At 37.2% G+C, this 24,809-nt stretch carries 30 protein-coding genes and 1 pseudogene; 18 read left to right on the plus strand and 13 right to left on the minus strand.

Going from position 1 to position 24,809, the window contains the following annotated elements; translation table 11 throughout:
• The first annotated feature begins 147 nt into the window (after positions 1–147).
• Positions 148–876, plus strand: coding sequence for a hypothetical protein (locus G508_RS0101460; protein WP_026703657.1), 729 nt, complete (start codon positions 148–150; stop codon positions 874–876).
• Between the two features lie 534 nt (positions 877–1,410).
• Here G508_RS0101460 and G508_RS0101470 read toward each other — a convergent pair.
• Positions 1,411–2,358, minus strand: coding sequence for a 2-hydroxyacid dehydrogenase (locus tag G508_RS0101470; protein ID WP_035693885.1), 948 nt, complete (start codon positions 2,356–2,358; stop codon positions 1,411–1,413).
• Positions 2,359–2,518: 160 nt separating this feature from the next.
• Here G508_RS0101470 and G508_RS0101475 point away from each other — a divergent pair, with 160 nt between their 5' ends.
• Positions 2,519–2,986 (plus strand): gliding motility lipoprotein GldH family protein, encoded by a 468-nt coding sequence (locus G508_RS0101475; protein ID WP_026703660.1) that lies wholly within the window; start codon positions 2,519–2,521, stop codon positions 2,984–2,986.
• A 93-nt stretch (positions 2,987–3,079) separates the two neighbouring features.
• Here the strand turns inward: G508_RS0101475 and G508_RS0101480 are convergent, their stop codons facing one another.
• Positions 3,080–4,279, minus strand: coding sequence for a cystathionine gamma-synthase (locus G508_RS0101480; protein ID WP_084625897.1), 1,200 nt, complete (start codon positions 4,277–4,279; stop codon positions 3,080–3,082).
• 119 nt (positions 4,280–4,398) lie between these two features.
• Here G508_RS0101480 and G508_RS0101485 point away from each other — a divergent pair, with 119 nt between their 5' ends.
• Entirely contained in the window at positions 4,399–5,142 is a 744-nt protein-coding gene (locus G508_RS0101485) for a DUF3298 and DUF4163 domain-containing protein (RefSeq protein ID WP_026703662.1), read from the plus strand.
• On the opposite strand, the gene G508_RS0101490 is transcribed toward G508_RS0101485, so the two are convergent.
• The gene (locus G508_RS0101490; RefSeq protein WP_026703663.1) at positions 5,135–5,590 is read right to left on the minus strand and encodes a DinB family protein; all 456 of its coding nucleotides are present in this window, start codon (positions 5,588–5,590) and stop codon (positions 5,135–5,137) included. The two genes, G508_RS0101485 and G508_RS0101490, sit on opposite strands and share 8 nt — an antisense overlap.
• Positions 5,591–5,667: 77 nt before the next feature.
• On the opposite strand from G508_RS0101490, the gene G508_RS0101495 reads away from it, so the two are divergent.
• The 9 genes from G508_RS0101495 to G508_RS0101535 all read left to right on the plus strand — a co-directional run bounded on the left by G508_RS0101495 (position 5,668) and on the right by G508_RS0101535 (position 11,593).
• Positions 5,668–6,018 carry an arsenate reductase family protein gene (locus G508_RS0101495; protein ID WP_026703664.1) on the plus strand — a complete coding sequence of 117 codons (351 nt, stop codon included), beginning with the start codon at positions 5,668–5,670 and terminating at the stop codon, positions 6,016–6,018.
• Entirely contained in the window at positions 6,018–6,899 is an 882-nt protein-coding gene (locus G508_RS0101500; RefSeq protein ID WP_026703665.1) for a DMT family transporter, read from the plus strand. Before G508_RS0101495 ends, G508_RS0101500 begins: the two co-directional genes overlap by 1 nt.
• Before the next feature lie 104 nt (positions 6,900–7,003).
• Positions 7,004–7,420, plus strand: coding sequence for a hypothetical protein (locus G508_RS0101505; RefSeq protein ID WP_026703666.1), 417 nt, complete (start codon positions 7,004–7,006; stop codon positions 7,418–7,420).
• Complete coding sequence (locus G508_RS0101510) at positions 7,421–7,627, plus strand: helix-turn-helix transcriptional regulator (protein ID WP_026703667.1); 207 nt, start codon at positions 7,421–7,423, stop codon at positions 7,625–7,627.
• Positions 7,628–7,866: 239 nt separating this feature from the next.
• The gene (locus G508_RS0101515) at positions 7,867–8,727 is read left to right on the plus strand and encodes a YicC/YloC family endoribonuclease (protein ID WP_035693822.1); all 861 of its coding nucleotides are present in this window, start codon (positions 7,867–7,869) and stop codon (positions 8,725–8,727) included.
• Between the two features lie 136 nt (positions 8,728–8,863).
• Positions 8,864–9,439, plus strand: a complete 576-nt coding sequence (gene gmk / locus G508_RS0101520) for a guanylate kinase (protein ID WP_026703669.1) — start codon at positions 8,864–8,866, stop codon at positions 9,437–9,439.
• A gap of 75 nt (positions 9,440–9,514) precedes the next feature.
• Positions 9,515–10,096 (plus strand): nicotinate (nicotinamide) nucleotide adenylyltransferase, encoded by a 582-nt coding sequence (gene nadD, locus G508_RS0101525; RefSeq protein ID WP_026703670.1) that lies wholly within the window; start codon positions 9,515–9,517, stop codon positions 10,094–10,096.
• Positions 10,097–10,148: 52 nt separating this feature from the next.
• Complete coding sequence (locus tag G508_RS0101530) at positions 10,149–10,712, plus strand: Crp/Fnr family transcriptional regulator (RefSeq protein ID WP_026703671.1); 564 nt, start codon at positions 10,149–10,151, stop codon at positions 10,710–10,712.
• Between the two features lie 101 nt (positions 10,713–10,813).
• A complete protein-coding gene (locus tag G508_RS0101535; RefSeq protein WP_084625898.1) occupies positions 10,814–11,593 on the plus strand; it encodes a type 1 glutamine amidotransferase domain-containing protein in 780 nt (259 codons plus the stop codon).
• Positions 11,594–11,650: 57 nt separating this feature from the next.
• Here the strand turns inward: G508_RS0101535 and G508_RS0101540 are convergent, their stop codons facing one another.
• The 9 genes and pseudogenes from G508_RS0101540 to G508_RS0101580 all read right to left on the minus strand — a co-directional run bounded on the left by G508_RS0101540 (position 11,651) and on the right by G508_RS0101580 (position 18,075).
• A complete protein-coding gene (locus tag G508_RS0101540) occupies positions 11,651–13,102 on the minus strand; it encodes a nicotinate phosphoribosyltransferase (protein WP_026703673.1) in 1,452 nt (483 codons plus the stop codon).
• Between the two features lie 2 nt (positions 13,103–13,104).
• Positions 13,105–13,341, minus strand: coding sequence for a RyR domain-containing protein (locus G508_RS0101545; protein ID WP_026703674.1), 237 nt, complete (start codon positions 13,339–13,341; stop codon positions 13,105–13,107).
• Positions 13,342–13,351: 10 nt separating this feature from the next.
• Positions 13,352–13,954 carry a macro domain-containing protein gene (locus G508_RS0101550; protein WP_026703675.1) on the minus strand — a complete coding sequence of 201 codons (603 nt, stop codon included), beginning with the start codon at positions 13,952–13,954 and terminating at the stop codon, positions 13,352–13,354.
• 11 nt (positions 13,955–13,965) lie between these two features.
• Positions 13,966–14,508, minus strand: a complete 543-nt coding sequence (locus G508_RS0101555) for an RNA 2'-phosphotransferase (protein ID WP_026703676.1) — start codon at positions 14,506–14,508, stop codon at positions 13,966–13,968.
• A gap of 3 nt (positions 14,509–14,511) precedes the next feature.
• A complete protein-coding gene (locus G508_RS0101560; protein WP_026703677.1) occupies positions 14,512–14,982 on the minus strand; it encodes a macro domain-containing protein in 471 nt (156 codons plus the stop codon).
• 21 nt (positions 14,983–15,003) lie between these two features.
• A pseudogene (locus tag G508_RS20565) lies at positions 15,004–15,533 on the minus strand (NADAR family protein).
• Positions 15,530–16,483: an ADP-ribosylglycohydrolase family protein gene (locus G508_RS0101570; RefSeq protein WP_342662942.1), complete on the minus strand. Its 954-nt coding sequence runs from the start codon at positions 16,481–16,483 to the stop codon at positions 15,530–15,532. The pseudogene G508_RS20565 and the gene G508_RS0101570 overlap by 4 nt, the downstream one beginning before the upstream one ends.
• Complete coding sequence (gene prs, locus G508_RS0101575) at positions 16,480–17,307, minus strand: ribose-phosphate diphosphokinase (protein WP_026703679.1); 828 nt, start codon at positions 17,305–17,307, stop codon at positions 16,480–16,482. The genes G508_RS0101570 and prs overlap by 4 nt, the downstream gene beginning before the upstream one ends.
• Positions 17,308–17,382: 75 nt before the next feature.
• The gene (locus G508_RS0101580) at positions 17,383–18,075 is read right to left on the minus strand and encodes an NUDIX hydrolase (RefSeq protein WP_026703680.1); all 693 of its coding nucleotides are present in this window, start codon (positions 18,073–18,075) and stop codon (positions 17,383–17,385) included.
• 147 nt (positions 18,076–18,222) lie between these two features.
• On the opposite strand from G508_RS0101580, the gene G508_RS0101585 reads away from it, so the two are divergent.
• From G508_RS0101585 to G508_RS0101615, 6 genes are all read left to right on the plus strand, one after another.
• Positions 18,223–19,380, plus strand: coding sequence for an iron-containing alcohol dehydrogenase (locus G508_RS0101585; protein ID WP_026703681.1), 1,158 nt, complete (start codon positions 18,223–18,225; stop codon positions 19,378–19,380).
• Between the two features lie 125 nt (positions 19,381–19,505).
• Positions 19,506–19,892, plus strand: coding sequence for a c-type cytochrome (locus G508_RS0101590; RefSeq protein WP_026703682.1), 387 nt, complete (start codon positions 19,506–19,508; stop codon positions 19,890–19,892).
• A 52-nt stretch (positions 19,893–19,944) separates the two neighbouring features.
• Complete coding sequence (locus tag G508_RS0101595; protein ID WP_026703683.1) at positions 19,945–20,418, plus strand: methylated-DNA--[protein]-cysteine S-methyltransferase; 474 nt, start codon at positions 19,945–19,947, stop codon at positions 20,416–20,418.
• Positions 20,419–20,633: 215 nt separating this feature from the next.
• Positions 20,634–21,782, plus strand: coding sequence for a serine hydrolase domain-containing protein (locus G508_RS0101605; RefSeq protein ID WP_026703685.1), 1,149 nt, complete (start codon positions 20,634–20,636; stop codon positions 21,780–21,782).
• Between the two features lie 83 nt (positions 21,783–21,865).
• Complete coding sequence (locus tag G508_RS0101610) at positions 21,866–22,579, plus strand: 3'-5' exonuclease (protein ID WP_026703686.1); 714 nt, start codon at positions 21,866–21,868, stop codon at positions 22,577–22,579.
• Positions 22,580–22,617: 38 nt separating this feature from the next.
• Positions 22,618–24,057 (plus strand): nucleoside recognition domain-containing protein, encoded by a 1,440-nt coding sequence (locus tag G508_RS0101615; protein WP_026703687.1) that lies wholly within the window; start codon positions 22,618–22,620, stop codon positions 24,055–24,057.
• An 89-nt stretch (positions 24,058–24,146) separates the two neighbouring features.
• On the opposite strand, the gene G508_RS0101620 is transcribed toward G508_RS0101615, so the two are convergent.
• A complete protein-coding gene (locus tag G508_RS0101620; protein WP_026703688.1) occupies positions 24,147–24,806 on the minus strand; it encodes a CoA transferase subunit B in 660 nt (219 codons plus the stop codon).
• Positions 24,807–24,809: the final 3 nt, after the last annotated feature.

Here is a 24,809-nt window from a genome sequence, read left to right on the forward strand (position 1 = left end):
CAACTAATCATAAAGCAATAAATATTTTTATAAATTTACGAAACAATACCATGCCCTTCATGGTACAGATGCCATGCCTATCATGGAATTACCCCCTTCTGAAGAGAATAAAAAATAAAGTTTAATTATTTAAAAAAAGAAGAAAAAATGGGTAAATCCAATTCAGAAGTAGGCGATGTAAAAAATCTGGCAAATTATAACGAAGCAATCATCATCATTCAAGGAATGGGCACTCTTTATAATCCTGCCATTCCAGCAATACACCTCAACAAGTTGCTTTTAGTGAATCAGAAGGCACAAGTTATTAGCGAAGAATTCAAAACCGTCACACCACTTTTCAAGGTGTCAATTGCCGAACGTGCGGAACTTTATGAACCCTTAAATAGATTGGGAACAAGAGTGCAAAACGCATTCAAGGCGTTCCGACTAGGGAATGACATCAATGACACGATGGTTTCGCTGAACAAAAAACTCAGGGGAGAAAGAATCGTAAAAATCAAAAAGGACAAACCCGAAGACGAGGAAACAGCCACCATCTCTACTGCCCAAACCAGTTTTGACAACAAGGCAAGCACCTTTGATGACATGATCAAATTCGCCATCGCCAATCCTGCCTATAAACCAAACGAGGTAGAATTGCAAACGGCTACCCTCAAGCAATATCATACCAGCATCATGAAGGCGAACAATATGGCATCCGTAAATTCAGTAAAACTTCTGAATGCAAGAAAAAATCGCGATGAATTGCTTTATGAGAACCCGGATAACATTTTGGAGTTGATAAGGACGATTAAGGATTATCTTAAATCATTGAAAGGAGCTGAGCAATATTATAAGAAGATTGTAAAGCTGAAGTTTAAATCAAAAGCACCTTAATGAATTGTAAAAGCCTCTAGTGATAGAGGCTTTTTATTTAAAAATATAAGATTAATGTTGATACAACTACAAGTAGCTCAAATTCCCCTCCTATGGAGGGGTGGCTGAAGGGCGGGGTGGCTAAAACCCAATCCTAACCCGCAAAGTTGTCCTTCCGACGAAGGAGGAATCTCCGCTTTATGGAGCTACTTGTGGAGATTCCTCCTTCGTCGGAATGACAAGATGATGGAAAACATCCCGAATATGTCCCGACAAATTCTAAATACGCTCCGACAAATTCTAAAATCCTCCCGACAATCTCTGAAATCTCTCCGACAACTTCTGAATTCCTTCCGACAACTTCTGAATTCGCTCCGACAACTTCTGAAAATCCTCCGACAACCTTTGAAAACCTCCCGACAACTTCTGAATTCCTTCCGACAATCTCTAAAATCCTCCCGACAACTTCAATTATACAAAAGCAAAAAGCCCCTATCACTAGGAGCTTTCTCTATATAATAAATAAAATAACCGCAATAGAATCTTGCCTTTTGCCTATTTGCCTTTTGTCTCCAAATCCAAAATCTTATCCACAATAACCTGAGCCAGTTTCGAATGACTTTCAAACGTCCAACCCGCAATATGCGGAGTCAAGATCACATTATCGGCCTGGATGAGGTATTGAAAAGCGGTTGGCATTTCGCCATCGGTAAACAAATGCTCAAACGATAATTTTTCATATTCCAACACATCCAGTCCGGCACCCAAGATCTTGCCCAATTGCAAAGCCGAAACCAAATCGTCCGTCACCACGCTTTTTCCCCTTGCGGTATTGATCAGCCAGAACGCCTTTGCAAACGACTCAATAAAAGGGGTGTTCACCATCTTGTCGGTTTCGGGCGTCCACGGGATGTGAAGGCTCAACACATCGGCTTGCTGTTGCAATTCTTCCAAGGAAACCTGTCGTGCATTTTCATCGCCTACGTTTTCCTTTATGTCATAACACAGCACTTCTACTTCAAAACCACGCAGTTTTTTGGCGAAAGCCTTCCCCATATTGCCATAACCGATAATACCAACAATTTTGCCATCGAGTTCATGACCTCGGTTGCTTTCCCTCGACCATTTGCCCGATTTTACTTCGGCATCAGCCTTGTTGAGGTTATTGAAAAGCGACAACAACATTCCCAAAGCGTGTTCGCCCACAGCGTTCCGGTTGCCTTCTGGAGCAGCAATCAACCGAATCCCCTTTGCAAGAGCATATTCACAATCGATACTTTCCAAACCCGCACCAACACGTGCAATAAACTTCAAGTTCGTAGCCTTGTCCAAGAACGTCTTGTCGATCTTGAACCGGCTTCGGATCACAATGCCATCATAGTCGTGAATCTTCGCTTCCACTTCTTGTTTTGTCGAAATAAAGTCGTCTTCATTTATGTGTCCAGCGTCTGAAAGTTGGGTTTTTAGTAAGGGATGATTGCCGTCGATATGGAGAATTCGCATCATAATAGTCTTGGTAATTAGGAGTAACAAATTAACGAAAAAAAGTTGGGCTTCGTGCAATGGATAGCGTGGTAAGCTTTTTCATCGGCATAAAATAATCATAAGAATTTTCCGTTCTTCATTTGTCATAGACCAACCAATCCCTAAGACAATCATCAATATGAAAATAATCAGAGTAGTAGCCGTTTTAACGCTAGTGGTGCTTTCATCATGCGACCAAAACAGCGTGTACAACAAATTTGACAAGAATTTCGAGGAAAACCGCTGGCAAAAAACTGAAGTAAAGCTATATGAATTCGAAATCGTTCAAGGAGCAACGCCCTACAATATGGACTTGCATTTCTCCCACATCTTTGGCTATCAATTTCCATCGGTTCCCTTAGTGGTTACGATTGAAAATCCAGACAAAACCATCACCACCAAAACCATCCAACTCGATCTTTTGGATAAAGAGGGAAAAGACAAAGGCGATTGTGCTGGAGATATCTGTGATTTATATGTAACCGTCTTTGAAGGCGAATCACTTCCTGTCGGAAAATACAAAGTAGCCATCAGTCACCAGTTTCAAGGCGAATACCTCCCGAACATTCTCGGACTTGGTATTGAAGTTACAACTGCTATGGATTAACCAAATACAGCCTATTTATAAACACCAATTGCACTAATTTTCACAAATGTATTCGTGAAAATTAGTGCAATTGGTGTCTTTTTTATGCTATGATTAGCTCAAGGCCTGTTCCAAATCGGCAAGCAAGTCGTCGATATCTTCCACACCAACACTCAATCTTACTAAATCATCACTGATCCCGATTTCTTTTCGCTTGTCTTCCGGAATAGAAGCATGTGTCATCAAGGCCGGATGATTCGCCAAGGATTCAACACCACCTAATGATTCAGCCAACGTGAATACTTCTAGTTTTTCCAAGAACGAAATAGCATCTTCTTTTTTACCTGAAGTGAAGGTGAAGGAAACCATTCCGCCAAATCCTTTCATTTGCTTTTTAGCCAATTCGTGAAACGGATGACTTTTTAAACCAGGATAATAAACGGCCTTAATCTTTGGATGGTTTTCTAAGAAAGCTGCAACCTTTTCTCCATTTTCACAATGTCTCTGCATTCTCAAATGAAGGGTTTTGATACCTCTCAATACCAAGAAACTATCCATTGGTCCGAGTGTGGCACCTGTAGCAAATTGTTGGAAGTGCAATTGTTCGCCTAGTTTTTCATCCTTTACAATCAAAGCTCCTGCAATAACATCTGAGTGACCTCCAAGGTATTTTGTAGCCGAATGCATCACGATATCAGCACCCAAATCCAAAGGCTTTTGCAAATAAGGCGTTGCAAAAGTATTGTCAACTGCAAAAAGCAGGTTGTGTTTTTTAGTAATCTTGGCAATCGCTTCGATATCGGCCAATTTCATCAACGGATTGGTTGGCGTTTCCACCCAAACCAACTTCGTGTTTTCGTTGATCAACGATTGGAATTTCTCCAAATCATTCATATCAACAAAATGAAACTTGATGCCAGAGTTACCATAAATACGAGTAAACATTCGGTACGTTCCGCCATACAAATCGTCCATGGCAATGATTTCATCTCCTGCCTTAAACGAACGTAAAACGCAATCGGTAGCTGCCAATCCTGATGAAAAAGCCAAACCGCGAGCTCCGTTTTCGATACTTGCAAAAGCATTTTCTAAAGCAGAACGCGTTGGGTTTGCCGCCCGACTGTATTCATAATTTTCATTCAAGGGTTTCCCTGGACTGGTTTGCACAAAGGTAGAAGTTTGATAAACTGGAGGCATAACAGCTCCCGTACTTGGATCATGATGCTGACCACCATGTATAACTTTTGTATTAAATTTCATATCGGTAGATTTTATTTTTAGTTGTGATTTAAGATAATGCCGATGCTTTTGCATGATGGCAATTTCATATCGTTTTTCTTCAATTTTATAAATAACGCAACAAATTTACCGTTTAATTTTGTGTAAGCCAATTTTCAAAAGAATACCTTTGTATTTATTAACAATACTTTATTATGAACAAGTTTCTCACCCTCGCTATTTTCGTACTTTTTTTAACCAGTTGCAAGAACGAACTGACCTTCAAGGAAGAGCATTTTGAAAAAAAATCGAGCTTGCCATGTGAAGAAAATTGTCCTGAAGTAACCTTGACTGTTCCCGTAGCCGAAAATGTTCCGATTGTAGCCGATAGCATCAACAAGAAAGTGTTTTCAGTCGTAAGAGAAATTATTTATTTTGGCGAGAAGCCTTATCCTTCTTCGGATTATCAAGGTTTATTGAACTCTTTTATCGCTTCCTATGACGAAATGAAAACCAAAAACCCAAAAGAAATTTTTGGCTGGGAAGGAAAAATTGAAGGAAAGGTAGTCTATGAAAGTGATAGCATCTTGAACATAAAAATCAAGCATTATACCTTTACGGGTGGAGCTCATGGCTATAGCGGAATCCGTTCGCTACTTTTTGATCCAAAAACAGGAAAGAACATCCCGAATGAATTTCTTTTCAGGGATTTGAATCAATTTAAGGCTTTCGCCGAAGGTAAATTCAGAACGAAATATAAGATTCCAGCCGAAGAAAACATTAATGCTACCGGACTTATGTTTGAAAATGATGTGTTTGAATTGCCGTTGAGTATTTTCTTTACCGACAAAGGACTATTGCTGTATTACAATACGTATGAAGCCGCTTCTTATGCTGATGGCCCAAAAGAGTTAGTACTAACTTATGCGGAATTAAAGCCTTATTTGTTGGTTAAATAAACTTTCTAATACTCATCATAATTCCCATATGAGTAGCCTCATGATAATAATTGAAAGCAATGGCTTCGGCAGCACTTCGAAGTGTAAAGCCAACACTATTGGTGAATAAGTGATAGTTCGTGAAAATACCATTTTCGAAATCAACGATGGTACGATCGATAGTTGTAAAAAGCAAATCGTGTAATTCATCCACTTCTTTTTGGTCTACAAATCCTTCTGGTCGCGTACCTCTTTGGTATTTTAAAATCATGTCTTCAGGAATCATGGTCGGCAATCCCGATAATTTATAGACCAATAATTGTTGTACCACAATCGTGTGACCAATGTTCCAGATGAGGTTGTTGCTGAAACCTTCTGGTACGGTATTCAATTGTTCCAGTGTATAATTTTTTAGAAAACCGGCCAGAATTTTTCTATTGTTTAGGGTAGTTTCGAAAGCGTATTGCATTGTTTTTATTTTTTTGATAAAAATACGATTTTTGAGTTGGAAATGAATTTTCTTTGCACCATTAAAATGAAATTCCAATGAACAAGATATACTACCTCGCTTCCTGCGACACCTGCCGAAAAATCATCAAGTCGCTTCCCAATATGGATAAACTGGAGTTTCATGACATCCGTCAGAATCCAATTACCGAAGATGAATTAGAGGAAATGCATAAGCTTGCGGGAAGTTATGAGGCACTTTTCAGCAAAAAGGCACAGCTTTACAAATCGTTAGGGTTAAAGGTTAAAAACTTGAAAGAGGATGATTTTAAAAAATATTTACTGGAACACTACACTTTTTTAAGTCGGCCTGTTTTTATTATTGACGGAAAAATCTACATCGGCAACAGCCAACCTAATATTCATGCTGTGACGCAAGTATTGAAATAATGTCGAAAAGGAACCTCGCCCTTTTTGCCGCAACCCTCGTTTCGATTATTTATGGTGTGACGTTCACGATTGCCAAAGACGTCATGCCAGAATACATCGATGCCTATGGTTTTATCGTTTTGCGTGTTGGAGGTTCGGTGCTTTTATTCTGGCTGGCTTGGCTTTTTATGCCAAAAGAAAAAATAATCCTGGGTGATTTTCCGAGAATTATTGCAGCAGCTTTTTTTGGTGTTGCCTTTAATATGCTGACGTTTTTCAAAGGATTGAGCTATACTTCTCCTATTTCAGCATCGGTGATTATGGTCACGACACCTATAATTGTCCTGATTCTTTCAGCGATTATTATGAAAGAACGAATGCTGAAACGAAAGGTTTTCGGAATCATTTTAGGTTTAGTTGGGACTGCTTTTTTAATCCTTTACGGAAAATCTATTGGCAATGCTACGAATGCCAGTTTGGGGAATTTCTTGGTTTTTGCGAATGCTGTTTCCTATGGTTTTTACTTAATTATCGTCAAGAAATTGATGGACAAATACAATGCTTTTACGTTTGTAAAATGGATTTATCTGTTTGGATTCTTGATGGTTTTACCTTTTGGATACAAGGAATTGCAAGGTCTTGATGTTGCATCGCTTCCTGAAGGCATTTGCTGGAAAATTGGCTTTGTCGTTATCTTTTCTACTTTTCTGACCTACTTATTGAATCTGCTTTCAATGAGAGAATTGAAACCTACTACTGTAGCCGTTTTTATTTATTTGCAACCGCTTTTTGCAACCATTTTTGCGATTGGCTTGGGCAAGGATTCTTTGAGTTTGGTAAAAATTGTTTCGGCCTTACTGATTTTTGTTGGGGTATATCTCGTGACGCAACAAAAAAAATAAAAAATTTAAATGGATTGAGAAATAAATTTGGAAATGATTAAAATGTAAAGTAAGTTTGTCATTAAGAAAAACAAAGTTTACACAACCCTTTAATTAATTTCATCATGAAACAATCACAAGCAATCAACAACACCGCTGCTTTTTTCCCGAATTACTTTAAAAAAATTGGATTAGGATTTATCTTTCTTGCAGTAGTAATTCCACTATGTGCTAAATTTCTAGCATTTGAAATAGTAGAAGAACAAAAAGATTTTTATAAGATAATTTTCTTTAATGTCCTGATTCTTGGTTTGTTCTTTATTGCATGGTCTAAGGATAAATTTGAAGACGAAATGACGATGCAAATCCGAATGAAAGCCATTGGGTTTACTTTTATGACCTCTGTGTTTTATATCATTTTCAGACCATTGGTAGATTTGATTTTGAAAGAGCCAGTTACGCAAATGAGTGCTCATGAATTGATGATGTTTATGCTTTTTATGTATATTATTTTTTATAAGTTGCAAAAAAGAAGTGCCTAGATGAAAAACACCATCAAAGTAGAAAGAGCAAAACAGAACATGACACAGCAGGATTTGGCTGAAAAGATTGGTGTTTCCAGGCAAACGATTAATTCTATCGAGTCGCAAAAATATATTCCTTCGACGGTTTTGGCTTTGAAAATTGCAAAAATATTCGATACCAAAGTGGATGAAATATTTCAATTGGAAGAAGATGATTTCTTGTAAATTATCCTCAAAGGTGCTCTTTATGATTGGCTCAATAGCCCTGACTGGAGGGAAAATCCTTTTTATTTTTTTTCTTTAAAAAAATAAAAAGATTTGGAAGGAAGGCAGGAATACGTCCCGAAGCTTCGGGATGAAAAAGCCCGAGCCTTTCGCTCCTAATAAGCATCCATTTCTTTGCTGAACACTGTCACTGAACACTGAACACTTTTTAGTATCTTTGAACTCTTTTTAAAAAATATATGATACAATCGATGACGGGCTTCGGAAAGGCGACTTTACAGCTTCCGACCAAAAAAATAACTGTTGAAATAAAATCATTGAACAGCAAGGGGCTTGACCTGAATGTGAGAATGCCTTCGGTTTACCGGGAAATGGAGTTGGGTTTGCGTAATCAATTGTCGACGGTTTTGGAACGAGGCAAGATCGACTTCTCTATTTTTATGGAAAATACCGCTGAACAGACTTCTACGAAAGTAAATGTTCCGATTGTAAAGGCTTATATCAGTCAGCTTCGTGAGGTATATGCGGAAGCAGATGAAACGGAATTGATGAAAATGGCGGTTCGTATGCCAGATGCTTTGAAGACCGAGCGTGATGAAATTGATGAAAGCGATTGGGCTCAAATTCAAGAAGTCATCGAAGAAGGAATCAAGAATATTCAAGCTTTCAGAATTTCGGAAGGTGTGGCTTTGGAGAAAGAATTTTTGCATCGTATTGCCAATATCATGACGATGATGAACGAAACGGTAGCTCTTGATGGCGAAAGAATCCAGACCGTAAAAACCAGACTTCGCACGGCAATCGAAGAATTGAAAGTGAACTTGGACGATAATCGTTTTGAGCAGGAATTGATTTTCTATCTTGAGAAATACGATATTACAGAAGAAAAAGTACGTTTGGAAAACCACTTGAATTATTTTATCGAAACGCTTGCTGGAAACGAAGCCAATGGTAGAAAATTAGGTTTCATAACACAGGAGATGGGTCGTGAAATTAATACAATGGGATCGAAATCCAATCATGCACAAATGCAGAAATTGGTCGTTCAGATGAAAGACGAATTGGAAAAAATCAAGGAACAAGTTTTGAATGTTCTATAAGTTTTTACCCTGTAAGGTTTTTAAAACCTTGTAGGTATTATTTTAAACAGACCGGCAAGGTTTAAAGACTTTGTACTATAATAAAACAGACCTACAAGGTTTTAAAAACCTTGCAGGAACGTAAAAGCAAAATAGAATGAACAACGGAAAATTATTAGTTTTTTCAGCACCTTCGGGATCCGGGAAAACCACGATTGTAAAATATTTATTAGCCCAAAAAGAACTGCATCTCGATTTTTCGATATCGGCAACTTCGCGCGAAAAAAGAGGTGATGAAGTGGATGGAAAGGATTATTATTTTTTATCTGCGGAAGCTTTTCAACAAAAGATTAAAGAAAATGCCTTTGTAGAGTATGAAGAAGTGTACAAGGACAATTATTACGGCACTTTAAAAAGCGAACTCGACCGTATTTGGAACGAAGGAAAGCACGTGATTTTTGATATCGATGTGATTGGAGGATTGGAAATCAAACGTCAATTTCCGGACAAGACCTTGGCGATTTTCGTGAGTCCGCCTTCGGTTGAAGAATTGGAAAGAAGATTGCGTTTCCGCCAAACCGAAACCGAGGAAAAGATCCAGATGCGTTTGGCGAAAGCCGAAAGGGAAATCGCAGAATCAGATAAATTTGATGTGATCCTGAAAAATTATGACCTTGAAAATGCCAAAACGGATGCTTACAAATTAGTGTCGGATTATTTGAAAATGATATAAAAAGTTTAAAGTTTCAGGTTTAAAGTTTCCCAAGGAACCTTGAACCTGAAACCTTAAACCTTAAACCTTTTTGGAATGAAAATAGGATTATATTTCGGAACATTCAACCCCATACACGTTGGTCATTTGATTATTGCGAATCACATGGCGGAACATTCCGATTTGGAACAGATTTGGATGGTCGTGACACCACACAATCCGTTGAAAAAGAAAAATACCTTGCTGGATGATTACCATAGACTTCAGATGGTTTTCCTAGCAACTGAAAGCTTCCCGAAAATAAAACCTTCGGACATTGAATTCAAATTACCGCAACCTAATTATACCGTAAACACGTTGGCCCACTTGGAGGAGAAATTTCCGCAACATGAGTTTGCCTTGATTATGGGTGAAGACAATTTGAACTCGCTCCAGAAATGGAAAAACCATGAGGTGATTCTTCAAAACCACAATATTTATGTGTATCCGAGACTAAATTCTGGCGAGATTGACAGCCAATTTATCAACCATACAAAAATTCATCGGGTTGGAGCTCCGGTTATTGAACTTTCCTCGACGTTTATACGCGAAAGTATCAAGAATAATAAAAATGTGGTGCCGATGCTTCCGCATAAAGTTTGGGAATATATTGATCACAATTTGTTTTATAAGAAGTAATTTCAGCAACAGATTCAAAGGATTAGAACTGATTTCTGTAAAAAAATAAAAAATGAGTCAACTCCTCCGACAACAAATCGAAAAAATAACACCACTTACAGATGGTGAATTCGACTATATCTTGTCTCATTTTACCCCAAAAAAATACAAGAAACACCAGTTTCTAGTGCAAGAAGGCGAAGATGTTCCCAATGATTTTTTTGTTTTGAAAGGTTGTCTTAAATTATACCATACTAGTGCTGACGGAAAGGAACACATCCTGCAATTTGGACTTCCGGATTGGTGGATTTGTGATTATAATGCCTATTTCAATCAGACAAAGGCGACACTAAACATTGATTGTGTAGAGGACACCGAAGTGCTTTGCTTGTCGTTATACAACCGTGAAAAACTTTGTTCGGAAATGCACAGGATTGAACATTTTTTTCGTCGAAAATCCAATGCAGGCTATATCGCTCTCCAGCAACGAATCCTCTCGATGCTCAACAACAATCCGCAACAGCGTTATGAACAATTGTTGCAACTCAATCCCATTCTCTTCCAAAAAATACCCAAAAAACTGATTGCTTCCTATCTTGGCGTTTCGCGCGAAACCTTGAGTAGATTCGGTTCATAACCCAAAAGTGATTTTCGTCACACCAAAGTTGTGATTTTCCTCATCGTCAGTAAAACTGTTTCTGCCGAACTTTGTAGTATCAATTTTAAACAATTTATTTCATGAAAAAGATAATTGCATCGGGTTTGATGGCAATCACTTTATTTGCTGTCACTCTACATTCAGAAACAGGAATTGCACAAACTAAAAAAGCTAAAAAGATGGAAAAGAAAATTCTATTCGTGGTTTCGAGCCACGAAAAAAAAGGAAACACAGGCGAGTCAACGGGTTATTATTTAGGTGAAGTTTCGCACGCCTGGGAAGTGTTGAAAAATGATTATACAATTGATTTTGTGAGTCCAAAAGGCGGAACACCACCTGTTGACGGATTTGATTTGAGCGATCCAGTCAACAAGGAATTCTGGGAAGATGCTGTTTATCACAACAAAATCAGTAACTCAATGAAACCGTCGGAAGTGAATACGAACGACTATGTTGCCATTTATTATGCAGGTGGTCATGGAGCCATGTGGGATTTTGCAGACAATGTTGAAATTTCAAAAATTGCCACAAAAATATATGAGAACAATGGCGTGGTTGGAGCGGTTTGTCACGGTCCGGCTGGTTTGGTCAACATCAAATTAAGCAACGGAAAGTATTTGGTTGATGGAAAGAAAGTAAATGCTTTTACCAATGAAGAAGAAGTTGCCGTGAAATTGGAAAAAGTAGTTCCGTTTGCTTTAGAAACTAAATTGATAGAACGTGGTGCGAAGTTTGAAAAATCAGGTTTATGGCAAAAGCATGTTACCGTTGACCAACGATTGGTTACGGGACAAAACCCACAATCGGCTCAAGGAGTTGGAGAGGCGATTTTGAAGGAACTTGAAGCTTTGAAAAAATAAGATTTCTGTGTAAAAAAGCAAAAGCCTAAACAACATGTTTAGGCTTTTTCAGTTCTATTATTTCTTGCTATTTTCCCTGATTTCAGAAAGCGAAACATCTATTAAAAGCTTTCCATCTCTAAAAACTTCTTTCAATTCGCCTTGGCTTTCCTCTTCCCACGAAACCTGGTCGATGAGCTTATAAGTACCGTTTTCCATTTCGATTTTCATCAAACCTTTGGCTGATTTTTTGGTTCCGTCATCAGTAATTGGATCTTTGAAAATGGCTCTTCCTTCACCGTTTACCTCACCATAAGTCGCTTTCATGGCAAAACCAAAAGTGTCGCGGGTATTGTATTGATAGGTAAACGAACCAATTCCTAAGACAACATTTGTGGAAGCGAAACCTTTCTTTTTGAGTTGTTCACAGATTTCGGTGGCTCTTTCAATGGTGATGCTATCGCCATAAATCGCTCCAATTTGGGGAATCAATTCCTTATAACCTTTTTCGTTTGTCGTTCCTCCGAAAGTTTCCCATAAAAGCTCGACAACTCCTTTTTTTTCTTCTTCGGTTTTGCCGTTTGGATTACCACACAAGATTAAAATTGGATCGCCACTATCAGGTCTAACTACCACTTTCCCGTCTCTTCCAGCAATGCTTTCTTTTAATCTTGGCAGATAATTAGTCAGCACTTTCCATAAATCCCACGTATCGGAAACGATGGAAACGATGCCTTTTGGATATACCTCCATAATTAGCCTTTGGAAGGTTTCGAATTCGCCCTCGGTGGTACCCATACACATCACGGAATGTTCGGTTGCAGGAACAGAACCTCCCACCAATTCAGTATCAGAATTAGCATTGTAATATTCTTCCAAGAAATCAATCGCAGGAAGGTTGTCGGTTCCGGTAAAGCTCAATAAATGTGCTGCTGCAGAAGTTATAGAAGCTTCGATTCCGGCCATACCACGCATTGAGAAATCGTGTGCTTGCCAGTCTACAAATTCAGGAACTGAAGAGGTTTCAGAAGCATATTTGTCTAGAATTTTTCGGTATTCCTTGGCGATTGTAGCAGAAGTACACGGCATCCAGATCACGGCAGAAAGCAAGGTTTCGAAGTAATTCGTAAGCCAAAAAAACTCAGGGTTTGTATTGAACATCGTAAACATTGGCACACGAACCGGAACACTAGAACCTTCTGGCAAGGCTTTAAAAACCATCGGGATATACCCCAAATCGTGCAAATCCTCGATGTGTCTTGTTCCCACTTCATTTTCGCCTAAATAATTATTGATTCTTCGGGCATATTGCTTCACTACTTTTTCTTTTGGTTGTTTGAAAAAGTAGTGTTCAAAATCGTGCAGGATGTATTTCTTGATAAAATATTGCAATCCAAAAAAGACTACATTATCTACATTTTCGATTCTTGATTTTCTTGGTGTCCAGTTGGAATAAACTAAGGTTGTGCCGTCTGGGTATTGTCTTCTGTGGTCAACTTTGTAACCGTCTGTTAGTAAGAGTGGGTTCATTTTTATGGTTTAAATATTGTTTTTATTATTTCTGCTGCGAATTTTCGATCGAGTTCTTTCATCTCTTCGCTTAAATTTTCATAGTTGAGAAAGCATTCGTTTTCCCAGCGGGTTTTTCTTTCAGTTGAGATATTGGGTTCTGATGTTATCAACTCTTTTGCCCAAACCATCCAATGGTTATGGATTTTTTCTGAAACTAATTCGAGTAGGTCATCGTTTTTAATTTCTTCCTTTTTCATTTGTACGACATTAATAATCCCAAATTAGACCTTTTTCATTTAGCCTATATTGAAACTTTTGAGTATCACCAAAGGTTTCATACTTTTTATAATTCTTATTTATAATCTCATCATAAGCCAAGAACATTTGGTTAGAAGCTATATTAAATGGCATTTTTCCGCATCCGGTACATAATCCTGGAATTGTTACTGTTTCTATATTTGGGTTATTGATACAAGCAATCAAAATTCCCTTCATGGCTAAATAAGCATTTACAGAAGTTGCAATATTAAAACTCATAGGAACTCGCATTGTTGGAGCAGAAATTAAAAAAGGAATTTCACGATCTCCTGTTTCTAATGTAATTGTTCGTCCAATTAAAAGCTCTTTTTCGTCGAGTTGTGAAATTTTTTCTTGCAACTCATCTTGCAGCTGCCAACCAAATCGCTCTGATAAATGCCAATCTAATCCACCATCCATGAACCCAAATGAATTTGCAGGACTTACCACAGCATCCGCTTTTATTTTTGTAATGTCTCCTTTAATGATAGTGACATTTTCGCATCCTGAAAAATCATCTTTCCATGAATTGCCAAGCTCATCTTCTAAGTAAACCAGTTTTATATTTAGCATATTAGTGAATTTTAAAATTGAATATATTTTGCAGGAACATGATCAGTAAGCCAAACGCCGTTTTCAGATTGGTAAAATTTGTATCCGTCCTGTTGCATTTCGCTACTATTAACGATAAGGATCACAGGATTTCCTCTTCTACTTCCTACTTTTAGTGCAGTTTCCTTGTCTTTACTCAGATGAACATGCTGGCGACTCATTTTGAGAAGTCCTTTTGTTTTGATTTCATCTATAAATTTTTCTACCGTTCCGTGGAATAAAGTTTCGGGTGGAATGATTTCGATTAAAGCCAAATCAACAGTAACAGAATGTCCTTGGCTTGCCCTGATTTTAGTTTTGTCGTCATTGAAAGCAAAACGTTTCTTGTCGTTTGTTGAGACGATTTCTTCCAGACTTTCAACATCGAGTGTATTTCCTTTGCCATTCATTTTAGATATAAAATCAGACACCAAAGCCCAGCCGTTTTCATCTAATTGCAGCCCGATTTCTTCCGGTTTATGTCGAAGCACTAAACTCATAAAAGTGCTTATCTTTCTTTTTTGTTGTTCGTTCATTTTCTAAAAATCATAGACTGTTGTATCAACATCTTTTTCTGAAATCGTTTTTTCAATTAAAGGTTCAATCATTTCCCATTTTCCACCTGCTAATCCACAACCAATTCTTGGCATATGAACTGATGCATTAATTTCTTTTGCAAAATGAGCAACCTTAGATAATCCGTTCTCAATGGCATCATATCGAATTGGCGCGTTACCATTTTCGTCTTTATTTATTTTATGCTGACCAATTAAATTAGCAATCCATAAATCTTGTTCAACTTGAACAAATTGCACTTCGCCAAGATTAAAATTTTCTTTAGCTTTGAACCATTCTCTGTATTTGGCTTCTGGTAATTTCCATCTTTTTGAAATTGCCATTACGAAGCCTTTTCCCCATGCTCCAATGTCATTGCAGATATGAACAAAAATTTTATTTTCTTCTCCTAAAGGATTGGTTGCATCTCCCTTTTTATATTCAATAGCTTTCATATTAGACTTGATTTTCAATAATTATTTCAATTCATCTCTGACTTCCATCAACGCAAATCCTAATAAATTTAGTCCTTTCCATTCTTCAGGATTATTACAGTTCACATTGTCGCTTGCCATTCCGATTCCCCATATTGGATCAACGGGACTTGCTTCTACTAAAATCTTTTCCTCAGTACTCAGTAAAAATTTCTTTAAATCCGGGTTTTGATCGAACTTATGAAAATTACCTTCTTTTACAATTTCATATCTGTTTTCTGTCCAAGTATGATCATTATAATCTTTACTTCTCTTCCTAATTTCTTTACATCTGATGGAGAATTTGCATTGATGATTTTATTTCTAACTTCAAGATCATCAAATAATTCCGCCTTTTTTGCCATCATAAAGTGTTCTGCAGATTTATATTCGATCCCATCTACATTAAAAGAACTCATCCACCATTGGCTGAAACAAGTTTTAGTTATAGTTCCATCTTTTGACGGTTGATGCCCCCAGAAAAAGAGGAAATCGTTTTGCTTTTTGGATAATGTATCTATTGAATATTTCATTTCTCATTTTTTAAGTGTAATTCTAAACTATCACACAATTCCAAAATATCATTTTTTCTTGCCAATTGATTTATCCACTTTTCGGGAATTGCATCGAAGCCATAAAGTAAACCGGCCAATCCTCCAGCAATTGCAGCAGTTGTATCGGTGTCGCTACCTAGGTTTACTGCTTTCAAAACTGTTTCTTCATAAGAATTCGAATTTAAAATACACCAGAAACTAGCTTCTAAACTGTGCAAGACATAACCTGTGGAATGAATATCATCACTTGAAAAATCTGAAATTCGGTTATTTAAAATCCTATCAAATAATTGAACTTCTTTTGTATTAAAATCGTTTTCGGATATAAATTCATTGACTTTCAATTGCATATTTTCATATGCTTGATTTTTGTTTTGTCCTTTTAAAATTTCCAAAGCATAAGCAATGTAAATAAAACAAGCAAAAACCGAACGAAAATGAGCATGTGTAATCGATGAAACTTCCTTTACCTTCTGATAAATTATATTCAGATTCGTTTCACGTTGAAGATAGAACGCTAAAGGTAGAATTCGCATTAGAGAGCCATTCCCATTGTCATTTTCTTCAAAACCACCACACAAAATAGGATTTGTTCCTTTAGAAATTTGAAAAATTGCTTGTCTTGTTGCAATTCCAATATCAAAAACACGTCCGTAAGGCGTCCAGATTTCGGCATTGTACCATTGTAAAAATTTGGTTGCAATATCTTCTAAATCATATCTTTTTGAAAGACTTTCCGCAAGACAAAACGTTAATGAACTGTCATCACTCCAAGTTCCCGCAGGTTGATTGTGTGTTCCATATTCCAGCATATCAGAAACAGGATTCGTGTCAAAGTAACACCTGTCTTGAAATTCAACAGGCACTCCCAAAGCATCACCAATGGCTAATCCAAATAAAACACTATGAACTGTTTTTGTCTTCATCATAATTTCAATTTTATAACCTCCACCATCTGCTCATCAAAATCTCTAAAAGAATCCGTTGTAAAAATTCTTTCAAAAGCCTTCATTGCTTCAAAACCTTTGTTGAAAATTCCGTGGCTTACGGCAAGGTATAATTTACCGGCATTTTTATTTTTTAATTCTTCGGCAAGGCCGATAAAAGTTCCTCCTCCATCACAAATATCATCTACAATCAGGCAATCCATTCCTTGAAGATTGTCGTCATACACTTTGAAACCAGACAATTTTCCTGTTTTCACATCACGGCTTTTACTGCATTCCACGACATCAATGCCGCCTAAATATTCAGAAACTTTGTAGATTTTTTTCAAAGCGCCACCATCAGGAGAAATCAATTTTATTTCATTTCCAATTTTCTTTACCACTTCAGCAATGAAGGCATGGTTCGAAATCACTTCACAATTGTCTAACAAGGCTGGAGTCACTTCAGAATGGGCATCAAAAACTGTGATTTTGTTCAGTTTTAAACCGTTTAGAATATCGGCATAAACCTTTACAGATAGTGGTTCTCCTGCAATCATAACACGATCTTGTCTTGCTCCAGGAAAATAAGGGATAAAGACATTTATCAATTTTACTTCCATTCTTTTCAAAGCATCAACCGCCAAAAGAAGCAAGCCGAAATCATTGAATGAATTGATACGGTGTGTAATGGTAACCGTTTCGGAAACATCAAAATCGGGTTTGATCTTAATGTGAGGTTCGCCACCTGAAAAAATAAAACTTTGGAATTCTATTTCTTTTTTATCAGTAAACGGTTTGAAGTTATTGTCGAGATTGAGTATCATAATTTCTTATTTTGTGTAAATGTTACGCAAAGTTAAATGAAAATAATTTAGGAATCAAAATATTTAGTGTAAAATTTACGCAAACTTTATTTCGAAGTGAAAACCTTCGTCTTGCAAAGCATTATATTTCGGTTTGTTGAATTTGAAAAGTTTGGCAGGACGGCCTGTTTTTACTGGAGAAAAGTGCTCCGTTTCTGAAATAATTCCGAAGCTTAAAATCTTTTTTCTGAAGTTTCTTCGGTCGATTTCTTTTTCAAGAATGGTGCAGTATAGATTTTCTAATTCAGAAAAAAGAAATTCTTTTGGCAATAAATCGAATCCAATTGGTTGATACGTCAACTTTGCTTTCAATCGCTCAATTCCTTTTTGTAAGATTAAATTATGGTCAAAAGCCAATTCGGGAATATTTTTCACCTCAAACCATTGTACTTTTTCTGCATCAGAATCAGCCTTTATTTCAAATTTAGAACTGTCGACCAATGCAAAATAGGCGACAGAAATTACTCTATTTCTTGAATCCCGGTGAACATCATCGCCAAAAGTATAGAGCTGTTCGAAGTAATTGATTTCCACATTTGTCTCTTCCTTGAGCTCCCGTTGAACAGCTTCTTTTAGTGTTTCATCTTCCTTAACCAAACCACCAGGCAAAGCCCAATACGCTTTTTCTGCACCAAATTTCTGCTGAATTAAAAGCACATAAAGTTTGTTGTTTTGGTAGCCAAAAACAATGGCATCAACAGCAATTCTGATATTTTGATTTTGAGACATAATTGAAAATGCGTATTATTTACACAAATATAAATATTAGTTCTTACAAGAGTTGCTTTTATTTTTTTAAAGTTGTCCGATTTCTTAACACAGCTTTACCATTTGTTCCTCATCGTGTTTCGTAATTTTGTCTAAAACACAATCATTATGCAAAATTTTGAATTATACACTCCTACCAATTATATTTTTGGGAAAGGACAAATAGAAAAATTATCAAAAGTAATCCCTCAAGGTGCTAAAATTCTTTTGGCCTATGGAGGTGGAAGCATCTTTAAAAACGGAGTTCATGAACAAGTTGTTAAGAGTCTTGAAGGGTATGAAATAGTAGAATTTGGTGGTATTGAACCGAATCCACATTTTGAAACCCTTATGAAAGCTGTTGCCGTCATCAAGGAGAAAAATCTTGATTTTATATTGGCAGTTGGTGGTGGTTCTGTAATTGACGGCGTGAAATTTATTTCGGTTGCCGTAAATTTCGAAGGAAACCCTATCGATTTGCTTCAAAAAAGAGCAGCTGTAAGTGGCAAGCCTGTTCCTTTTGGAACCGTTCTGACTTTGCCGGCTACAGGAAGCGAAATGAACTCGAGCACTGTTGTAACCATTGCCAAAACACAGGAAAAACTTTCTTTTGGAGGTCCAGCACTCTATCCTCAATTCTCAATTTGTGATCCCAAAACTATTGCCTCTTTGCCTAAAAAACAAATTGAAAATGGTATCGTGGATGCCTTCACTCACGTCATGGAACAATACATGACCTATCCTCAAGACGCCTATCTGCAAGACCGAATTGCCGAAGGTATTTTGCAAACTTTAATCGAAATTGGTCCAAAAGTAGTTGAAAATCCTACCGATTATAAATTGGCTTCAAATTTTATGTGGAGTTGCACAATGGCCTTGAATGGACTACTCAACAAAGGTGTTGTAACCGACTGGACTACTCACATGATTGGTCATGAATTAACGGCTCTTTATGGAATTGATCACGCAAGAACCCTTGCTATCATTGCTCCAAACCTTTACAAGGTAATGTTCGAAACCAAAAAAGAAAAACTCACACAATACGGAAAACGTATTTTTAACCTAACAGGAAGCGACGATGAAATCGCAAAAGAGGCCATCAACAAAACAGTTGAGTTTTTCCACCTGATGGGAATGGACACCAAGCTTTCTGAATACACGGAAGACTATAAAAAGTCTGCCGATTTTATTGTAGAACGTTTCGAAAATAGAGGTTGGAAAGCGTTGGGCGAAAAGCAAAATATTACTCCAGAGAAAGTACACAAAATTGTAGAAGCGAGTTATTAAACTATAATCACTTTCTTGATCCAAACTCTTGTTATACTGATTTCGATTTTTCGAGATTAGAATAACAAGAGTTTTTTACATAATTCAAACCATTTTAAATACATTTATACTTTCAAAAACTAACGATGAAAAAAACAATATTTCTCTTCGCCATTTTGCTTTTCATAAGCTGTAAAAAAGAAGAAACCAAAAACGAATCCCTATATCCTGAAGCTGAAAAATCTGCCGAAGAAAAACAACTTGAACTCGGACAAGCTATTTTTGAAGGAAAGGGAAATTGTTTTTCCTGCCACAAACCCGATCAAAAAATCATTGGGCCAAGTATTCAGGAAATTGCCGTAATGTATAAAGAAAAAAATGGTGATATGGTAGCCTTCCTAAAAGGAAAAGCTGAACCAATCGTTGACCCAAGTCAATATGAAGTGATGAAAACCAATTTCGCTATCACCAAAAATTTACCCGAAGAAGAATTGAAAGCTTTGGAAGCTTACTTTTATAGTTTTGCAAAATAATACTTTGTGAACTTAATGAAAACTTTTTGATCTTAGTGGTTCAATAAAATTTATGAAAACAGCCTACATCAAATCGCCTCTAGGAATCACCGAAATCATCGGGGATGAAAATGGTATTTCGAATATTTCTGTACTAGATTCTGAAAAGGAAATTTCTACAGCGATTCCTGATATGCTGAAAGATGCAGTTGCCGAACTTCAAGACTATTTTGCCGGAAACAGAAATGATTTCACCTTTAAACTCAACCCGAAAGGAACTGATTTTCAACAAAAAGTATGGCAGGAATTGCTCAATATTCCGTTTGGAAAAACGATGTCCTACTTGGAATTATCTAAAAAATTAGGGGATGTAAAAGCGATTCGGGCTGTGGCTTCCGCTAATGGAAAAAATCCATTGTGGATTGTAGTGCCGTGTCATCGTGTCATTGGAACCGATGGCTCGTTGACAGGTTATGCCGGTGGTTTATGGCGGAAAAAATGGTTGTTGGAACACGAAAATCCGTCGCATCAGCAAAGTTTATTTTAGTGTTTCTGGAATGAAATTCATTTTCTCAATAGCCCCGATGCTGCAATTGTTTGAGCTCTTAAAACTGTGACTAACAGTTTTAAAGCGAGTTGCTGCAGCGGGAAAATGGTTTCCAGACACACACTACCGTTTCGCTCCTGAAAAGAAAAAAAACTGATTTTCTGCATCCAAAAAGATTTTTGTGTAAATTCGTATGAATCGTAAATCGTTTTCACATGAAATTCCTTAAAAAATTCTTCCTTTGGTTTATTGGTTTGTTGCTTCTTTTGATTGTTTTGATGTATATTTTCAATGTTGATTATTTGCTGAAAGCGGTTAGGACAATTTATTTTAACGGGCATACGACCGCATTTCTAGACGATTACAACTATTTTGATAACCGAAAAATTGAAACCGGAGTTGCACAACCTTGGTCCGTTTCAAAATCGTATAACACGGTAAAACCAACAGCGGAATTGGAGAAAATGCACCAACAAACAGGAACGGTAGCTTTTTTGATCATTAAAAATGACAGCATTTGGAGCGAAAGTTATTATGATGGATATGCTAAAGATTCCAAATCTAATTCGTTTTCGATGGCAAAAAGTATCGTTTCGGCTAGTTTAGGAAAAGCGATTTTAGAAGGCAAAATCAAAAGTCTAGACCAAAAAGTTTCCGACTTTTTTCCTGAATTTGCAGCAGGAAAATCTGCGACAATGACGGTTGGCGATTTATCGTCGATGGCTTCCGGTTTGGATTGGGATGAGTCCTATTATAGTCCGTTTTCGATTACTACACGTGCCTATTTTGATGAAGACTTGAATGGTGTTATCTTAGGATTGAAAGGTGTTGAAACTCCGGGAACTTCCTATAAATATTTGAGCGGCAATACCCAACTTCTGGCCATGTGTATTGAAAAAGCGGTTGGAAAAAGTCTTGCAGATTATGTTTCGGAAAAATTTTGGAAGCCAATGGGGGCCGAAAATGAAGCCCTTTGGCAAACCGATAAAGAAGATGGAATCGTGAAAGCCTACTGCTGTATCGCCAGTAATGCAAGGGATTTTGCCCGTTTTGGAAAACTTTATAAACAAAATGGAAAGTGGAACGGACAGCAAATTCTAGACAGCACTTTTATAGCAACTTCTACAAAACCACGTTTTGCTGATTCGCCAGAATATGGCTATGGCTGGTGGTTGAGCGATTATAACAACAAGAACATCTACTATATGAGAGGCCATTTGGGGCAATATGTTATCGTGATTCCCGAAGACGATTTGATCATTGTTCGCCTTGGACATCAAAACGCAAGAAGCACGAATGGAACGGTTCACAGTGATGATTTTTATGTTTTTATTGATGAGACGTATAAGATGCTGGGGAAATAGTGGTCAGTGTTCAGTGGCAGTTTTCAGTTATAAGCTTTGTCAAAATAAACTAATAACCAAATAGACAAATTACACATTAAACTATGATTGAGAAAATCAGACTTGAAAATATTTTATTTTTAGATATTGAAACGGTTCCTGAAACGGAAAATTTCGATTTGTTGGATGATGAAATGAAATCGCTTTGGGGACTCAAAACCCAATACCAAAGACGGGAGGAATTTTCGCCAGAGGAATTTTATGACCGTGCTGGAATTTGGGCCGAATTTGGAAAAATCATCTGTATTTCTGTAGGCTATTTTACCTTGAAAGGTGATATTCGGCATTTTAGAGTAACTTCTTTCTTTGGTGAAGAAAAGAAAATTCTGCTTGATTTTAGTAATCTTTTGAACAATCACTATAACGGCCCACAACATCTTTTGTGTGGTCATAATTCGAAGGAATTTGATATTCCGTTTATAGCAAGACGCATGATTATTAATCAAGTTAGGATTCCGAACAAGCTGGATTTATTTGGCAAAAAGCCTTGGGAAATTCCGCATCTGGATACGTTGGAGTTGTGGAAGTTTGGTGATTACAAACATTTTACTTCGCTGAAGCTACTGACAAAAATCCTCGGAATTCCTTCTCCAAAAGGCGACATCGACGGAAGCCAAGTGGGACATGTTTTTTATGTTGAAAAAGACATCGATCGGATTGTAACCTATTGCGAAAAAGACACGATTGCTGTTGCTCAAATTTTCCTTCGCCTGAGAAGGGAAGATTTATTGATTGACGAAGAAATCATTCATATATAAATAAAAAAGGTTTATTACATTTACCAAAATAATTTTTTATGGTCCTCAGCAGATTTTGGCTTGTCATTTTTATATCCTCTCTAGCATTTATAGTACTTGGTTTCTTCTTGGGAAACAGTTATTCGGTCGATTCTGTCTTGAACGGAAAAAAAGACGACCCGATTTTAATCTCTGAAAAATATCTAAACGAACTTCCAAAGTTCCTTCAGGATAGTATTCAAAAAAATGACGAAAAATCATTTACTATAAATAGGGACACTTTAAATGCTGACACAACTTATGTATATAAAAATCAGACAGTTAAAATATACAGTGGTATCCAAAAAACAGATGGTTTGTTGCCAACTTGTAAGAACAGTTTGTTTGATTTAATCTTGCCTTTGATGGCCTATTTGGCTTTTTTCTGCGGGTTGATGGAACTGTTGATTGTTTCTGGTGCTGCCGAAAAATTAGCCAAACAATTAAGTCCGATTTTTGCAAAAGTCTTTCCTACGGTACCTAAAAACCACGAATCCATTTCGTACATGACCTTGAATTTTGCTGCCAATTTCCTAGGACTGGATTCGGCTGCAACCCCTTTTGGACTAAAAGCGATGCAGAGTTTACAGGAAATCAATCCGGATAAAGACAAAGCCAGTGATGCACAAATTATGTTTATGTGTTTGCATGCGGCAGGTTTAACCTTGATCCCAACCTCTATTATCGGTTATAGAGCTGCTGAAAATGCCGCCAATCCTGCTGATGTAATGCTTCCGTGCATCGTTACCTCTTTTATAGGAACGATTGCAGCATTAATCATTGTGGGTATCCGACAAAAAATAAATTTCTTTAGTGCTACTTTATTGGTTGCATTGATGACTGTCATTGCAGCAATTGTGGGATTATTATTCTACATCAATGGATTGGATTTGGTAGGTAAAAATTTCTTTACCGCCAACCTTTCGGGCTTAATGCTGGTCGGAATCATTGGCTTTACATTGGTTTTTTCCTTTGTCAACGAGAAAAAATTTGCTGAAAAAAGCACGACCGTTTTTGATGCTTTCGTAAGTGGAGCAAACAACGGTTTACAAACTGGAGTCAAGATTTTTCCTTATGTAATGGGAATGTTGGTCGCCATTTCTTTCTTTAGAAACAGCGGGCTATTTGAAATCATGTCGAACGGGATTGCCTTTACATTTTCGCATTTAGGTGTTGCCAAAGAAATTACGGATTCGCTTCCTGTAGCAATGTTAAGACCTTTTAGCTCAGGTGGTTCAAGAGGTTTTATGATTGATGCGATGCGAAATTTCGGTCCGGATTCGCTAACTGGTAGATTGAGCTGTATCTTTCAATGTAGTGCTGAAACCACGTTTTATGTGATTGCTGTTTATTTTGGTTCAGTAAACATCAAGAATACTAGATATACGCTTGGAACGATGTTATTAGTAGATTTAATATGTGTGATTACTGCAATTTTCGTTGCAAGCTGGTTTTTTTAATGAAATGAATCCCAAATAGTTATTAAAACAAAAAACCACAAAGTTCAAATTGAATTTTGTGGTTTTTTGTTTACGATAAAGTTTTATTTTCAATTCAAATTCATCTCCGGAATATCGCCTTCAATGATTAAATCAGCTTCGGTTGAAGCGATGATATGTTCTACTGAAACGCCTGGAGCTCTTTCGAGAAGCTTGAAGCCTTTTGGGGTAATTTCTAAAACAGCCAATTCGGTTACTACTTTTTTCACACAGCCAACGCCTGTCAATGGCAAGGTACATCTTTTCAGGATTTTAGATTCTCCTGCTTTATTGACGTGCATCATGGCTACAATAATATTTTCGGCGGAAGCCACCAAATCCATTGCACCACCCATTCCTTTCACCATCTTTCCAGGGATTTTCCAATTGGCAATATCACCGTTTTCGGCTACTTCCATTGCTCCAAGAATGGTCAGATCTACTTTCTGGCTACGAATCATTCCGAAACTGAAAGCAGAATCGAAGAAACTGGCTCCCGGAAGTGTTGTAATGGTTTGCTTTCCTGCATTAATGACATCGGCATCTTCTTCTCCTTCAAACGGAAATGGCCCCATTCCTAGAACCCCATTTTCGCTTTGAAATTCAACCGAAATATCTTCACGAACATAATTCGCAACCAATGTCGGAATCCCGATTCCGAGGTTTACGTAGTATTTATCTTTTACTTCTTTCGCAATTCGTTTTGCGATATCGTTTTTGTCTAATGCCATGAT

This window comes from Flavobacterium soli DSM 19725 (assembly GCF_000422705.1).
Taxonomy (GTDB): domain Bacteria; phylum Bacteroidota; class Bacteroidia; order Flavobacteriales; family Flavobacteriaceae; genus Flavobacterium; species Flavobacterium soli.

What these genes read in the sequence shown, in the direction of transcription:
- G508_RS0101485 (WP_026703662.1), top strand. Translation starts at nt 4,399, where the DNA reads ATGAACAAGTTTCTCACCCTCGCTATTTTCGTACTTTTTTTAACCAGT.
- G508_RS0101515 (WP_035693822.1), top strand. Translation starts at nt 7,867, where the DNA reads ATGATACAATCGATGACGGGCTTCGGAAAGGCGACTTTACAGCTTCCG.
- G508_RS0101620 (WP_026703688.1), bottom strand. Translation starts at nt 24,806, where the DNA reads ATGGCATTAGACAAAAACGATATCGCAAAACGAATTGCGAAAGAAGTA.
- nadD (WP_026703670.1), top strand. Translation starts at nt 9,515, where the DNA reads ATGAAAATAGGATTATATTTCGGAACATTCAACCCCATACACGTTGGT.
- G508_RS0101570 (WP_342662942.1), bottom strand. Translation starts at nt 16,483, where the DNA reads ATGATGAAGACAAAAACAGTTCATAGTGTTTTATTTGGATTAGCCATT.
- G508_RS0101605 (WP_026703685.1), top strand. Translation starts at nt 20,634, where the DNA reads ATGAAATTCCTTAAAAAATTCTTCCTTTGGTTTATTGGTTTGTTGCTT.
- G508_RS0101580 (WP_026703680.1), bottom strand. Translation starts at nt 18,075, where the DNA reads ATGTCTCAAAATCAAAATATCAGAATTGCTGTTGATGCCATTGTTTTT.
- G508_RS0101560 (WP_026703677.1), bottom strand. Translation starts at nt 14,982, where the DNA reads ATGAAAGCTATTGAATATAAAAAGGGAGATGCAACCAATCCTTTAGGA.
- G508_RS0101585 (WP_026703681.1), top strand. Translation starts at nt 18,223, where the DNA reads ATGCAAAATTTTGAATTATACACTCCTACCAATTATATTTTTGGGAAA.
- gmk (WP_026703669.1), top strand. Translation starts at nt 8,864, where the DNA reads ATGAACAACGGAAAATTATTAGTTTTTTCAGCACCTTCGGGATCCGGG.
- G508_RS0101490 (WP_026703663.1), bottom strand. Translation starts at nt 5,590, where the DNA reads ATGCAATACGCTTTCGAAACTACCCTAAACAATAGAAAAATTCTGGCC.
- G508_RS0101550 (WP_026703675.1), bottom strand. Translation starts at nt 13,954, where the DNA reads ATGCTAAATATAAAACTGGTTTACTTAGAAGATGAGCTTGGCAATTCA.
- G508_RS0101615 (WP_026703687.1), top strand. Translation starts at nt 22,618, where the DNA reads ATGGTCCTCAGCAGATTTTGGCTTGTCATTTTTATATCCTCTCTAGCA.
- G508_RS0101590 (WP_026703682.1), top strand. Translation starts at nt 19,506, where the DNA reads ATGAAAAAAACAATATTTCTCTTCGCCATTTTGCTTTTCATAAGCTGT.
- G508_RS0101480 (WP_084625897.1), bottom strand. Translation starts at nt 4,279, where the DNA reads ATGCAAAAGCATCGGCATTATCTTAAATCACAACTAAAAATAAAATCT.
- G508_RS0101610 (WP_026703686.1), top strand. Translation starts at nt 21,866, where the DNA reads ATGATTGAGAAAATCAGACTTGAAAATATTTTATTTTTAGATATTGAA.
- G508_RS0101555 (WP_026703676.1), bottom strand. Translation starts at nt 14,508, where the DNA reads ATGAACGAACAACAAAAAAGAAAGATAAGCACTTTTATGAGTTTAGTG.
- prs (WP_026703679.1), bottom strand. Translation starts at nt 17,307, where the DNA reads ATGATACTCAATCTCGACAATAACTTCAAACCGTTTACTGATAAAAAA.
- G508_RS0101530 (WP_026703671.1), top strand. Translation starts at nt 10,149, where the DNA reads ATGAGTCAACTCCTCCGACAACAAATCGAAAAAATAACACCACTTACA.
- G508_RS0101500 (WP_026703665.1), top strand. Translation starts at nt 6,018, where the DNA reads ATGTCGAAAAGGAACCTCGCCCTTTTTGCCGCAACCCTCGTTTCGATT.
- G508_RS0101470 (WP_035693885.1), bottom strand. Translation starts at nt 2,358, where the DNA reads ATGCGAATTCTCCATATCGACGGCAATCATCCCTTACTAAAAACCCAA.
- G508_RS0101460 (WP_026703657.1), top strand. Translation starts at nt 148, where the DNA reads ATGGGTAAATCCAATTCAGAAGTAGGCGATGTAAAAAATCTGGCAAAT.
- G508_RS0101510 (WP_026703667.1), top strand. Translation starts at nt 7,421, where the DNA reads ATGAAAAACACCATCAAAGTAGAAAGAGCAAAACAGAACATGACACAG.
- G508_RS0101475 (WP_026703660.1), top strand. Translation starts at nt 2,519, where the DNA reads ATGAAAATAATCAGAGTAGTAGCCGTTTTAACGCTAGTGGTGCTTTCA.
- G508_RS0101495 (WP_026703664.1), top strand. Translation starts at nt 5,668, where the DNA reads ATGAACAAGATATACTACCTCGCTTCCTGCGACACCTGCCGAAAAATC.
- G508_RS0101540 (WP_026703673.1), bottom strand. Translation starts at nt 13,102, where the DNA reads ATGAACCCACTCTTACTAACAGACGGTTACAAAGTTGACCACAGAAGA.
- G508_RS0101535 (WP_084625898.1), top strand. Translation starts at nt 10,814, where the DNA reads ATGAAAAAGATAATTGCATCGGGTTTGATGGCAATCACTTTATTTGCT.
- G508_RS0101505 (WP_026703666.1), top strand. Translation starts at nt 7,004, where the DNA reads ATGAAACAATCACAAGCAATCAACAACACCGCTGCTTTTTTCCCGAAT.
- G508_RS0101545 (WP_026703674.1), bottom strand. Translation starts at nt 13,341, where the DNA reads ATGAAAAAGGAAGAAATTAAAAACGATGACCTACTCGAATTAGTTTCA.
- G508_RS0101595 (WP_026703683.1), top strand. Translation starts at nt 19,945, where the DNA reads ATGAAAACAGCCTACATCAAATCGCCTCTAGGAATCACCGAAATCATC.